Raw genomic sequence first — 12473 nt, 5'->3', positions numbered from 1 at the left:
TGAGTAACCTTACTCCAGAGTAAATCTACGACCGAGCAGGGAGTCTGGACAATGGCCGACCGCTATCTGCACCTCACCAGCACGGCAACCGGCCGATTTCTGACCCGGAGACTCGGCCTGCCCCAGCCCGCCCGGCTGCGCCGCTGGACCCTGGAGACGCCGACGCTGCCCGGCCCGGTCCTCCACCTCACCGCCGGGGACTCCGCCGTCACGGACGAGCTCGGCACCGTCCTCGCCGCCTGCGGCCCCGAGATCGTGGCCCGCGCCGACCGGCCCGCCGGAATCGTCCTGGACGCGACGGCCGTCGACACCGCCGCCGGGCTCGCGGCCGTGCACGCCGCGCTGCACCCCGTCGTCCGCTCGCTCGCACCGGGCGGCCGCGTCGTCGTCCTCGGCACACACCCGTCGCCGGAGGACCACCACCAGGCCGCCGCCCAGCAGGCCCTCGAAGGGTTCGTACGCTCCCTGGGCAAGGAGATCGGCAAGGGCGCCACGGTGCAGCTGGTGCGCATCGCCCCCGGCGCGGTCGCCGGTGCCGGGTCCACCCTGCGCTTCCTGCTCTCGCCCCGGTCCGCGTACATCAGCGGCCAGGTCATCGAGGTGACCGACGCCGCCCCCGGCACCGTCGCCGACTGGGCCGCCCCGCTCGACGGGCGCACCGCACTGGTCACCGGCGCCGCCCGGGGCATCGGCGCCGCGGTCGCCTCCGTCCTCGCCCGGGACGGCGCCCACGTCATCTGCCTGGACATCCCGCAGGCCCAGGAGGACCTGGTCCGCACCGCCGACCGCCTCGGCGCGACCGCCCTGCCGCTGGACATCACCGCCGACGACGCGGCCGAACGGATCGCCGCCGCGGCCCCGGACGGCCTCGACATCCTCGTCCACAACGCCGGCATCACCCGCGACCGCCGCCTCGCCAACATGCCCGCCGACCGCTGGGCCTCGGTCATCGACGTCAACCTCGACAGCGTCCTGCGCACCACCGACGCGCTGCTGAAGGCCGGAACCGTCAACCGCGGCGGCCGGATCGTCGCCACCGCCTCCATCGCGGGCATCGCCGGCAACAACGGCCAGACGAACTACGCGGCCAGCAAGGCCGGCATCATCGGCCTGGTCCGCTCGCTCGCCCCGCGCGCCGCCGCAGACCACGGCGTCACGGTCAACGCGGTGGCCCCCGGCTTCATCGAGACGAAGATGACCGCGGCCGTCCCGCTCCTCATCAGGGAGGCGGGCCGCCGCATGAACTCCCTCTCGCAGGGCGGCCTCCCGGTCGACGTTGCCGAGACGACCGCGTGGTTCGCCCAGCCCGCCTCCGGCGCCGTCAACGGCCAGATCGTCCGGGTCTGCGGCCAGAGCCTGCTGGGAGCGTGACGCGGATGCCGAGCCTGCTGCTCTCCCTGGCGCGCGGCGCCGTCACCTCCCCGTTCAAACGCGCGGGCAGGCCGGGCGCCACCCTGCCGTCCGACCGCCACCACCGCCCGGCCGCACCCGTCGCCCCCGGCCCCCTGGCCGCGTACCGCAGGATCTGCGGCTTCCCGGAGACCGGCCCCCTCCCGGTCACCTACCCGCACGTCCTGGGCTTCCCGCTCGCCATGCGGCTGATGACCGGGCGCCGCTTCCCGCTGCCGGTCACCGGGCTCGTCCACACCTGGATCGAGATCACCGCACTGCGCGAGCTGCACCCCACCGACAGGATCGACCTCACCGTGTACGCCGAGGAGTTGACACCGCACCGGCGCGGCACCGAGGTCACCGTGGTCACGGAGGCGAGGCTCGCGGACGAGCTGGTGTGGGAGTCCCGCAGCGGATACCTGTCCCGCCATGCGACGCGTACGGCCCCGGCCCCGGCTCCCGCCGCCCCCGGACCGGCGCTCCCCGCCGTCACCGAGTGGCGGCTGCCCGCCGATCTCGGACGGCGCTACGGAGCCGCCTCCGGCGACCGCAACCCGATCCACCTGTACCCGCTGACCGCCCGGCTGTTCGGCTTCCCCCGCGCCATCGCCCACGGCATGTGGACCGTCGCGCGCTGCCTCGCCGAAGCCCCGGAGCCCCACCCGGTCCACTCGGTACGGGCCGACTTCAGAGCCCCCGTCCTGCTGCCCGGCACCGTCACCTACGCCTCGGACGGCACCGCCTTCCAGCTGCGCGGCGACGGCGGGCGCGTCCACCTCACCGGGACGACGGCGAGGACTGCCCCTGAGGCTGCCAGGGACGGCCGTTCATAAGGTTCTCCAGACCGGCCCAGGAGAAGTTCATCAAGGTGGCCGCCGCCTCCTTGGCCGAGACACCCGGAGTCTCGTTCGCCCATCCGGCGAGCGCCTCCGCGGCGCCCACCAACGCCTGCGCCAGGCCCGTCACATCGCGGTCGGGAAGCGCCGGATCGTGGTGCGCCTCGCGCGCCGCGGCGCCGATCAGACCCGTCACGAACGCAACGATCTCCTCGCGCATCACGTTCACCTCACCGGCGAACGGCTCCCCGTGCGTCCGCGCCTGCCGGTAGAGCACCGCCCAGCCGTCCGGGTTCTCCGCGGTGTGCGTGAAGAAGGCCCGCAGCCCCTCCCAGAGTTGCCGGTCCGCCGGCAGCCCCGGCTGCACACCCGCCTGCACCGCTGTGACCAGCGCTTTCGACTCGCGCGCGATGCACGCGGAGAAGAGTTCGTCCTTGGAATTCAGGTAGAGATAGACCAACGGCTTGGACACGCCGGCCAGCTCGGCGATCTCGTCCATCGAGGCCGCGCGGAATCCGCGCTGCCCGAAGATCTGCACGGCGGCGTCCATCATCTGCTGCTCACGCACCGCGCGCGGCATCCGTTTGCTCTTCACAGCACCCACGTCGACTTCCTCCCGCCCCCGATGCGCTACTCCGCGGTAAGCGTACGGCGCGGGGCGCCCCGCCGTCGTACGGAGCGGGGTTCACCCGGCCCGGACGGCCGGAAGCCGTTGCCCACGACGCACGGAAGCGCCCCCGGCCCGTCGGGACCGGAGGCGCTCCTGAGCATCGTGCGTGTGCGGTTACGCGGCGACCGGCACGCGCTCCGGCTCGGTGTCGCGCACCTCGGCGTCGTCGACCGGGGAGGCCGAGGCCGAGTTGTACGCGTCGTGGTCGAGGATCTTCTCGCGGGCCGAGACGAGCACCGGGACGAGCGCCTGACCGGCCACGTTCGTGGCGGTCCGCATCATGTCCAGGATCGGGTCGATGGCCATCAGCAGGCCCACGCCCTCCAGCGGGAGGCCCAGCGTCGACAGGGTGAGGGTCAGCATGACCGTGGCACCGGTCAGACCGGCGGTGGCCGCCGAACCGATCACCGAGACGAACGCGATGAGGATGTAGTCACCGACACCCAGCTGCACGTCGAAGATCTGCGCGATGAAGATCGCGGCGAGCGCCGGGTAGATCGCGGCGCAGCCGTCCATCTTGGTCGTCGCGCCGAACGGGACGGCGAAGGAGGCGTACTCCTTCGGGACGCCGAGGCGCTCGGTGACCTTCTGGGTGACCGGCATCGTGCCGACCGAGGAGCGGGAGACGAAGGCCAGCTGGATCGCGGGCCAGGCGCCCTTGAAGAACTGGAGCGGGCTGACCTTGGCGACGGTGGCGAGCAGCAGCGGGTAGACGCCGAACATCACCAGGGCGCAGCCGATGTACACGTCGGCGGTGAACGTCGCGTACTTGCCGATCAGGTCCCAGCCGTAGTCGGCGATGGCGTAGCCGATGAGGCCGACCGTGCCGAGCGGCGCGAGGCGGATGACCCACCACAGGGCCTTCTGGAGGAGCTCCAGGACCGACTCGCTGAGGCTGAGGATCGGCTGGGCCTTCTCGCCCAGCTGAAGGGCGGCGATGCCGGCGACGGCGGCCATGAAGACGATCTGGAGGACGTTCAGCTCGGTGAACGGCGTGATCACGTTGTCCGGGATGATGCCGGTCAGGAAGTCGAGCCAGGAGCCGGAGTGCTCCGGGAGCTTGCCGTCCTTGGGCGTGAGGCCGGTGCCGGAGCCCGGGTTGGTGATCAGGCCGATCGCGAGGCCGATGGCGACCGCGATGAGCGAGGTGATCATGAACCAGAGCAGGGTGCGGGTGGCCAGCCTGGCGGCGTTGTTGACCTTCCGCAGGTTGGTGATCGACACCAGGATCGCGAAGAAGACGAGGGGCGCGACGGCCAGCTTCAGCAGCTGGACGAAGATGTGGCCGACCTTGTCGAGCGTGGTGTAGAGCCAGCCGATGTCCTGGCTGCGGGCGAGCCAGCCGAGCAGGACGCCGAGCACGAGGCCGGCGACGATCTGGGCCCAGAAGGGGACCTTGGGTATGCGGAAACCGGAGCCGGAGGGCTCAGCGGTGGTGGACGCGGGGTTCGCGGACACGGACACACTCCAGATGTGACGCATCGGGACGCACGGGGACGGTGTGCGGGGGACGGGGGTGCGGCGCCCGCGTCAGGGGCGGCGCCGCTGTGATGCCGGTTCAGACGTTGCGGCAACAGACCGCGGACATACAGCGGCAGAGATCGACATGCAGGCGCTCCACGAGCGGGATGCTCGTGGCAGGTCGCAGGCGCACAGCTGTCTTCATGTCGAACACGTTAACACTTGAACTTTGAGAACCTCAAAGGTCTTCTTTGGGCCCGAGGGGTGGGCCCCGGCCCGCCTCCTGACCCCCGGGAACGCGAAAACCCCAGTACAGGAGCGCGCGCTCCGGTGCTGGGGTTTCGAGAAGAAAGGCGAGGGGTGTGAGGAAGCTTACAAAGTCCTTACGCCGCCCTCACTCCGCCCTCACGGGTGATGACGACTACGGGGCGCCCCCTACTGGGTGACGCTGTCCTCGCGGGTGCGGTTCGCCTCAAGACGCGCCTTGGCGCGGTCCACCGAGGACACGATCTGCTCGGACATCTCGTCACGCTGCTTGCGCAGGAGGACGTAGCTGAGCGGCGCGGAGAGCACCAGCGCGAGCAGGACGACCCAGACGATGTTGGATCCCCCGGCGCCGGAGGGGATGAGCCCGAAGTTGACGGCGATGGCGGCGACGACGAGGCAGCCGACGAAGATGCTCAGACGCATCGCGGTGTACCGGACGGTGGCGCTCGGCTTGGCAGCGGACACAGCTGGCCTTCTCTCTACGTACGACAGTCCTGCCCGACCAGTGAAGCATGCCCCACAATCGATCAGTTCGGAGGGCTGCGCCAACCACCCCGCCGGGCGCGCACTCAGCCGAGCGGCAGCAGCATGATGATGTCGTCGCGGTCGTCGCCGTCGGCCACCCGGATCGCCCCCGGCACCCGCCCGACCTCCTTGTATCCGCAGGCACCGTAGAAGCGGTCGGCGCCCGTGCCGCCGCGGCAGGTGAGCCGGATCGCCTCGATGCCGTCGATGGAGCGGGCGGCGTCGGCGGCCGCGGCCATCAGATCGCGGCCGTAGCCGCGGCCCTGATGACGCGGGTGGACCATGACGGTGTAGATCCAGAGCCAGTGCGCCATCAGCCGGTGCGTGTTGTGGGTGAGGAAGGCCGTGGCGGCGATGACACCCTCCTCGTCGTAGCCGACGAGGATCCGGGTGCGGCCCTCGGCCATGGACACGAGGTGCTTGACCAGTGCGGGCCGCACGTCCTCGGCCGTCACGGGCGGCACGAAGCCCACCGCGCCGCCCGCGTTGGACACATCGGACCAGAGCTCGGCTATGCCGTCCCGGACCGACCGGTCGAACTTCGGGTCCAGCTCAAATGTAAGCGTCATAGGAGCAGGTTAACCATTACTCGCCGTCTGCTCAACCACCGTCCGGAACGCGAGAAAGCCCCGGCCGGGGACGGCGGCCGGAGCTTTCGTACTGCACTGCGCGCGCGACGGGGCGCGCGACGGGTCAGACCCGCATCGGCTGCGGCGACTCGCGCCGCCCGGCGTCCGGGCCCGGGTACTCGCGGATGATCTCGTACCGGGTGTTGCGCTCCACGGGCCGGAAGCCGGCGTCGCGGATCAGGTCCAGCAGATCCTCACGGCCCAGCTTGTTCGGCGTGCCGTAGTTGTCCGCGTCGTGCGTGATCTTGTACTCGACGACCGAGCCGTCCATGTCGTCCGCGCCGTGCTGGAGGGCGAGCTGGGCGGTCTGCACGCCGTGCATCACCCAGAAGACCTTGACGTGCGGGACGTTGTCGAACAGCAGCCGGGAGACCGCGAAGGTCTTCAGCGCCTCGGCGCCGGTCGCCATCGTCGTCCGCGCCTGGAGCTTGTTGCGGACCTTGCCGTCCTTCATGTCCACGAAGTCGTGCTGGTAGCGCAGCGGGATGAAGACCTGGAAGCCGCCGGTCTCGTCCTGGAGCTCACGCAGCCGCAGTACGTGGTCGACGCGGTGACGGGGCTCCTCGATGTGCCCGTACAGCATCGTCGCCGGGGTCTTGAGACCCTTCTCGTGCGCGAGCCGGTGGATGCGCGACCAGTCCTCCCAGTGGGTGGCGTGGTCGACGATGTGCTGGCGGACCTCCCAGTCGAAGATCTCCGCGCCGCCGCCGGTCAGCGACTCCAGACCGGCCTCGATGAGCTCGTCGAGGATCTCGGAGGCGGAGAGCCCGGAGATGGTCTCGAAGTGGTGGATCTCGGTGGCGGTGAACGCCTTGAGGGAGACCTCCGGCAGCGCTTCCTTCAGCGCGCTCAGCGAACGCGGGTAGTAGCGCCACGGCAGGGTGGGGTGCAGCCCGTTGACGATGTGGAGCTCGGTGAGGCTCTCGCCCTCCATCGCCTTCGCGAGACGGACGGCCTCCTCGATGCGCATCGTGTACGCGTCCTTCTCCCCCGGCTTGCGCTGGAAGGAGCAGTAGGCGCACGAGGCGGTGCACACGTTGGTCATGTTGAGGTGACGGTTGACGTTGAAGTGGACGACGTCGCCGTTCTTGCGCGTACGCACCTCATGGGCCAGCCCGCCCAGCCAGGCCAGGTCGTCGGACTCGTAGAGCGCGATCCCGTCCTCGCGGGACAGCCGTTCGCCGTCCCGGACCTTCTGCTCCAGCTCGCGCTTGAGTCCCGCGTCCACTAGGGCGCCTCCCATTTCCTCTTCGTAACAGACTCAGATCACCGTACGCCTAGCTCTCCTCGGGGAGGTCTCCGACCCGGTTCTCCCACTTGGTGGAGAGCACGATCGTCGTACGCGTCCGCGAGACGCCCTTGGTTCCGCTCAGGCGGCGGATGGTCTTCTCCAGGCCGTCGACGTCACCGACCCGGACCTTGAGCATGTAGGAGTCGTCACCCGCGATGAACCAGGCGTCCTCGATCTCGGCGAGGTCCTTCAGCCGGTGGGCCACGTCCTCGTGGTCGGCGGCGTCCGAGAGCGAGATGCCGATGAGGGCCGTGACGCCGAGGCCGAGCGAGGCCGCGTCGACGGTGGCGCGGTAACCGGTGATGACACCGGCGGTTTCCAGCCGGTTGATGCGGTCGGTGACGCTGGGCCCGGAGAGCCCGACGAGCCGCCCCAGCTCGGCGTACGAGGCCCTGCCGTTCTCCCTGAGGGCCTGAATGAGCTGCCTGTCCACCGCGTCCATGTGACTGAAACCTTCCATTGTTCAGCAGTTTCGCGAGTCTACGTGTAGAATCTAAGGCATGCAGGCTTCGCGGCCTGCAAATCTTTCCGAACTTCCAAAAAATGCTTTCGAATCTTCAGGAGTGGATACACCGTGTACACGATCGAGATGGCCTACGCCCGGATGCGCGAGCTGCAGGACCAGGCCAACCGCTCGCGTGCCCACCAGCCCGCCACGGCCCACCGGTCCGGCCGGACGCGCAGGCTGCGCGCCCCCAAGAAGCGCTGACCCCACCCGGGTCAGCCGCGAGAGCCGCCACCGAGCTCTCCCTCCCAGCGGCGGTACAGCTGATGCGGCACCCCCGCCGCGTCCAGCACCCGTCCCGCGACGAAATCCACCAGGTCCTGGATGTGCGTCGCCCCCGCGTAGAACGCCGGAGAGGCGGGCAGCACGACCGCGCCCGCCTCGTCCAGGGCCACCATGTGCCGCAGCGTCTGGCCGTTCAGCGGAGTCTCGCGCACCGCGACGACCAGCTTCCGCCGCTCCTTGAGCGTCACGCTCGCGGCCCGCTGCAGCAGGTCCTTCGAGAGCCCGAGCGCCACCCCGGCCACGCAGGCCGTCGACGCGGGCACGATCAGCATCCCCTTCGCCGGGTACGACCCCGAGGACGGCCCCGCGGCCAGATCGCCGGCCGCCCAGTGGCGCACCCCGGACACGTCCACGTCGAAGGTGTGCGGCTTTCCGTCCGCGCCCCGCGCCAGCCAGCCGGCCAGGTCCTCCCGCCAGTGCGCGTCGCGGAACGCGATCCCGGTCTCGTCCAGCAGCGTCAGCCGCGAGGCCCGGCTCACCACCAGATCGACGCTCTCCCCCGCGGCCAGCAGACCGCGCAGCACGGCAGCGGCGAATGGGGTGCCCGAAGCGCCCGAAACCCCGACAATCCAAGGCTTTCGCTGCTGCTGACTCACTGAAGTCCCGGAATCCACACCCCCGAGCCTATCCGGCGCCCTTCTCCGGCGGCGTGTCAGGAGTTCGAGGCCCCGACGGGTACTACACCGTCAGGCCGCGCACCAGCAGGTCCAGCAGCGCGCAGGCGAAGAGCGCGATCCCGATGAACCCGTTGACCTGGAAGAACGCCCGGTTCAGCCGCGACAGATCGTGCGGCCGCACGACCCGGTGCTCGTACACGAAGGCCACGGCGACGATCACCATGCCCACCCAGTAGAAGAGCCCGGCCTCCGTGGCCAGGCCGAACCAGACCAGCAGGCCCGTCGTCACCACGTGGCAGACCCGCGCGCCCCACAGCGCCGCCGGGACACCGAAGCGCGCCGGGACGGACAGCACCCCGTGGGCGCGGTCGGCCTGGACGTCCTGGCAGGCGAAGATCAGGTCGAAGCCGCCGATCCACACACCGACGGCGAGCCCCAGGATCACCGCGTCCCACGACCAGCTGCCCGTCACCGCCAGCCAGGCGCCGACCGGCCCCATGGCCTGGGCGATGCCGAGGATCGCGTGCGGGTAGTTCGTGAACCGCTTGCCGTACGGGTAGACGACCATCGGGATCACGGCGACCGGTGCCAGCGCCAGACAGAGTGGGTTCAGCAGGGCCGCCGCCCCGAGGAACACGACGACGGCGACGAGCGCGCCGGTCCACGCCGACTTCACCGACACCGCGCCGGTCACCAGCTCACGTCCGGCGGTGCGCGGGTTACGGGCGTCGATCTCGCGGTCGATGATCCGGTTCGCGGCCATGGCGAACGTGCGCAGTCCGACCATCGCGACGGTGACCAGCAGCAGCGTCATCCACTGCACGGACCCGTCGTCCAGGAACATCGCGGTCAGCGCGGCGATGAAGGCGAAGGGCAGCGCGAAGACCGAGTGCTCGATCATCACGAGCCGCAGGAACGCCCTGACCTTGCTGCTCGGTTGCGCGGGCCCGGAGCCCAGGGTCGCTTCGGCGGCGCTCACAGTCCGTATTCCTTCCACCGGCGGTCGACCTTCGCCGCCGTGTCCGGGTCGGACTCGACCATGTCCGGCCAGCCCCCGTCCCGGGTGTAGCCCTCCTCGGGCCACTTCTTCGTCGCGTCGATGCCCGCCTTGCCGCCCCAGAACTGCTGGTACGAGGCGTGGTCGAGGTGGTCGACCGGGCCCTCGGCGACGGTGAGGTCACGCGCGTAGTCGGTGTTGCCCAGCGCCCGCCAGGACACCTCGTGCAGATCGTGGACGTCGCAGTCGGAGTCCACGACGACGATCAGCTTCGTCAGCGACATCATGTGCGCACCCCAGATCGCGCTCATCACCTTCTGCGCGTGCTTGGGGTACTTCTTGTCGATCGAGACGATCGCACAGTTGTGGAAACCACCGGACTCGGGCAGGTGGTAGTCCACGATGTCCGGAACGATGATCTTGAGCAGCGGCAGGAAGAACCGCTCGGTGGCCCGCCCCAGCGGACCGTCCTCGGTCGGCGGCCGGCCGACGACGATGGACTGGAGCAGCGGCCGCTTGCGCATGGTCACGCAGTCGATGGTCAGTGCGGGGAACGGCTCCTGCGGCGTGTAGAAGCCCGTGTGGTCGCCGAACGGCCCTTCGGGGAGCATCTGGCCGGGCTCCAGCCATCCCTCGATGACGACCTCGGCGTTGGCCGGGACCTGGAGCGGCACGGTCTTGCAGTCGACCATCTCGATCCGCTTGCCCTGGATGAACCCGGCGAAGAGGTACTCGTCGATGTCCCCGGGCAGCGGGGCGGTGGAGGCGTACGTGACCGCGGGCGGCGCGCCGAAGGCGATGGCGACCGGCAGCCTCTCGCCGCGCTTGGCGGCGACCTGGTAGTGGTTGCGGCTGTCCTTGTGGATCTGCCAGTGCATGCCGATGGTGCGGCGGTCGTGGCGCTGGAGGCGGTAGAGCCCCAGGTTCCGGACGCCGGTCTCGGGGTGCTTGGTGTGGGTGAGCCCCAGGTTGAAGAAGGAGCCGCCGTCCTTGGGCCAGGTGAACAGCGCGGGCAGCTGGTCCAGGTCCACGTCGTCGCCGGTGAGGACGACCTCCTGGACGGGGGCGTTCTCGCTCTTCACCTTCTTCGGCGGTACGTGCACCATCGTGCCGAGCTTGCCGAAGGCCTCCCGGACGCCTACGAAGCCGTGCGGCAGTTCCGGCTTGAGTAGTCCGCCGATCTTGTCGCTGATGTCGGCGTAGGACTTCAGCCCGAGGGCCTTCAGGAGGCGCTTGTCGGTGCCGAAGACGTTCATGGCCAGGGGCATCGAGGAGCCCTTGACGTTCTCGAAGAGCAGCGCGGGTCCGCCGGCCTTGTTCACCCGGTCGACGATCTCACCGACCTCCAGGTAGGGGTCGACCTCGGCCTTGATGCGCTTGAGCTCGCCCTCGCGCTCCAGGGCCCGGAGGAGGGAACGAAGATCGTCGTAAGCCATGCCGTCCAGTCTGACATCCCGCCTCCCGCAGGCTGCCGGGGCTCCCCGTCGTCGGAGGCCGTACCTCTCCGCGGGATGCCGTGTCACGCGGAGAGGCGGCCGCCCCGGTGGGGCCGGAAGCCTCCGACAGCGACGCGCCCACGCCCGGGCATCAGCCGACGGGCGGGGGCGCGCGTACGTACGGGGTCAGCGTCCGGCGGCGTACGGGACGAAACCCGTCCACGCGTCGTCACCGAAGGTGAGCTGCGGGCCGGGCCGGTTCTTCGAGTCGCGGACGTGTACCGCGTCGGGGGCCGTCGCTACCTCGACACAATCGCCTTCGTTGCCGTCGCTGCTGTAACTGCTCTTGAACCAGGCCGGCTCGGAATCGACCTGTGCGGGGGCTCTGCGGATCATGTCTCTCCCAGCATTCGCTCGATGAGGGCCAGAGTCTCTCGGGGCGTGAGAGCCTCGGCCCGGATGATTCCATACCGCAGTTCAAGGATACGGAGCTGCTTCGGCTCGGTCACGCGGCGACCATTGAACGCCCCGTTCGACCATCCCACTGCCGAGCCATCTTTGAACTTCATCACCCTGATGTCCCCGTCCATCCCGGGATGCGCCTCTCGATGCGTGGGCATCACCTGGAGGGTCACATTGCGCAACTGCCCGATCTCCAGTAACCGTTCGAGCTGCCGCCGCCATTCCGGTCTGCCCCCGATGGGGCGCCTGAGAGCCGCCTCCTCCTGAACGAAACCGAGAGCGGGCGCAGGGGACCTCTCGTAGATCGACTGCCGGACCATGCGCGCGGCAACCATGCGTTCCACCTCGTGTTCGGAGTACGGGGGCTGCCTGGCCTCGAACAGAGCCCGGGCATGGCCCGGGGTCTGCAACAGCCCATGCAGGCCGTGCGCCACATAGGCCGAGATCTCAACCGCCTTCGCCTCGACGCCGGCCAGGTCCCGCACCTTCTTCGGGTACCGGACCGCCGCCACATCCCGCTTCATCGTGGCGATCTTGCCGCCCGCGCCCAGTACCTCGTCCGACCGGTCCAGGAACTCCGGCCGGGGAATCCTCTGCCCACCCTCCACCTTGCGGACCAGGTCCTCCCCGTACCCGATCGCGGCCCCGAACTCACAGGCCCGCATACCGGCGGCCTCCCGCCAGGCCCTGATCTGGCGCCCCACGGCGGCGACCACCGCAACGCCCGACTCGTCGTCCGGATCGACGTCCCAACCGGGCTCGTCCGCTTCGGCGTCTCCCTGCTCCGTATCGATCCCGTCCACACTCATCCGTGCCCCACTTCCGACGTGCGTGCCGTTCTTTCCTCAACGGCGTCTGATCCCCAACGTCACTCCGGACAGCCGGGACAGCACGGGACAAACACCGGACAACTGCCACCGGGTCGCGGATGCCCACGACCTACGCGGCCACGACCCGGTGACCCACGACGCGGCTGCCCACGACGTCTAAAGGCTTTTAAAGAACTCAGGGAAATAACCCCACCAAACCCAACCCCACCCCCGTCCTGACCTGCATCACTCGCGCGAGTGAACAATGGCAACTGGGCTGGATTCGAGGTG

Annotated in this window: 14 protein-coding genes; 3 read left to right on the top strand and 11 right to left on the bottom strand. The window is 69.7% G+C overall.

All coding sequences use genetic code 11. The annotated features are described in order from the left end of the window. Positions 1–51: 51 nt before the first annotated feature. Together OG959_RS21880 and OG959_RS21875 are read left to right on the top strand one after the other, a co-directional pair. On the top strand, positions 52–1371 hold the full coding sequence (locus tag OG959_RS21880) for a 3-oxoacyl-ACP reductase (protein ID WP_326660898.1): 1320 nt from the start codon (positions 52–54) through the stop codon (positions 1369–1371). Between the two features lie 5 nt (positions 1372–1376). Further along, complete coding sequence (locus OG959_RS21875) at positions 1377–2225, top strand: MaoC family dehydratase (RefSeq protein ID WP_326660896.1); 849 nt, start codon at positions 1377–1379, stop codon at positions 2223–2225. Here the strand turns inward: OG959_RS21875 and OG959_RS21870 are convergent. The 6 genes from OG959_RS21870 to OG959_RS21845 all read right to left on the bottom strand — a co-directional run bounded on the left by OG959_RS21870 (position 2170) and on the right by OG959_RS21845 (position 7513). Beyond that, a complete protein-coding gene (locus OG959_RS21870) occupies positions 2170–2808 on the bottom strand; it encodes a TetR/AcrR family transcriptional regulator (RefSeq protein WP_326666535.1) in 639 nt (212 codons plus the stop codon). The two genes, OG959_RS21875 and OG959_RS21870, sit on opposite strands and share 56 nt — an antisense overlap. 204 nt (positions 2809–3012) lie before the next feature. Then, positions 3013–4356: a dicarboxylate/amino acid:cation symporter gene (locus OG959_RS21865; protein WP_326660894.1), complete on the bottom strand. Its 1344-nt coding sequence runs from the start codon at positions 4354–4356 to the stop codon at positions 3013–3015. 438 nt (positions 4357–4794) lie between these two features. Beyond that, positions 4795–5049, bottom strand: coding sequence for a DUF4229 domain-containing protein (locus OG959_RS21860; RefSeq protein WP_148022106.1), 255 nt, complete (start codon positions 5047–5049; stop codon positions 4795–4797). Between the two features lie 146 nt (positions 5050–5195). Then, on the bottom strand, positions 5196–5720 hold the full coding sequence (locus OG959_RS21855; protein WP_326660892.1) for a GNAT family N-acetyltransferase: 525 nt from the start codon (positions 5718–5720) through the stop codon (positions 5196–5198). Between the two features lie 124 nt (positions 5721–5844). Beyond that, positions 5845–7008, bottom strand: a complete 1164-nt coding sequence (gene mqnE / locus OG959_RS21850; RefSeq protein WP_219573365.1) for an aminofutalosine synthase MqnE — start codon at positions 7006–7008, stop codon at positions 5845–5847. A gap of 49 nt (positions 7009–7057) precedes the next feature. Continuing rightward, entirely contained in the window at positions 7058–7513 is a 456-nt protein-coding gene (locus OG959_RS21845; RefSeq protein WP_250969189.1) for an Lrp/AsnC family transcriptional regulator, read from the bottom strand. 132 nt (positions 7514–7645) lie between these two features. Between OG959_RS21845 and OG959_RS21840 the strand changes: the two genes are divergently transcribed. Continuing rightward, positions 7646–7780, top strand: a complete 135-nt coding sequence (locus tag OG959_RS21840; RefSeq protein ID WP_326660888.1) for a hypothetical protein — start codon at positions 7646–7648, stop codon at positions 7778–7780. An 11-nt stretch (positions 7781–7791) separates the two neighbouring features. On the opposite strand, the gene OG959_RS21835 is transcribed toward OG959_RS21840, so the two are convergent. The 5 genes from OG959_RS21835 to OG959_RS21815 form a co-directional block, all read right to left on the bottom strand. Next, positions 7792–8457: a UbiX family flavin prenyltransferase gene (locus OG959_RS21835; protein WP_326660886.1), complete on the bottom strand. Its 666-nt coding sequence runs from the start codon at positions 8455–8457 to the stop codon at positions 7792–7794. Positions 8458–8539: 82 nt separating this feature from the next. After that, positions 8540–9457 carry a menaquinone biosynthesis prenyltransferase MqnP gene (gene mqnP, locus OG959_RS21830; RefSeq protein WP_326660884.1) on the bottom strand — a complete coding sequence of 306 codons (918 nt, stop codon included), beginning with the start codon at positions 9455–9457 and terminating at the stop codon, positions 8540–8542. Next, positions 9454–10911 carry a menaquinone biosynthesis decarboxylase gene (locus tag OG959_RS21825; RefSeq protein WP_148020136.1) on the bottom strand — a complete coding sequence of 486 codons (1458 nt, stop codon included), beginning with the start codon at positions 10909–10911 and terminating at the stop codon, positions 9454–9456. The genes mqnP and OG959_RS21825 overlap by 4 nt, the downstream gene beginning before the upstream one ends. 186 nt (positions 10912–11097) lie before the next feature. Further along, positions 11098–11307 (bottom strand): DUF397 domain-containing protein, encoded by a 210-nt coding sequence (locus OG959_RS21820; RefSeq protein WP_326660881.1) that lies wholly within the window; start codon positions 11305–11307, stop codon positions 11098–11100. Next, the gene (locus OG959_RS21815; protein WP_326660879.1) at positions 11304–12182 is read right to left on the bottom strand and encodes a helix-turn-helix domain-containing protein; all 879 of its coding nucleotides are present in this window, start codon (positions 12180–12182) and stop codon (positions 11304–11306) included. The genes OG959_RS21820 and OG959_RS21815 overlap by 4 nt, the downstream gene beginning before the upstream one ends. Positions 12183–12473 lie beyond the last annotated feature (291 nt).

The sequence above is a fragment of the Streptomyces sp. NBC_00385 genome, assembly GCF_035917155.1.
Lineage (GTDB): Bacteria > Actinomycetota > Actinomycetes > Streptomycetales > Streptomycetaceae > Streptomyces > Streptomyces poriferorum.
This window is presented reverse-complemented; position numbering and strand designations above follow the sequence as displayed.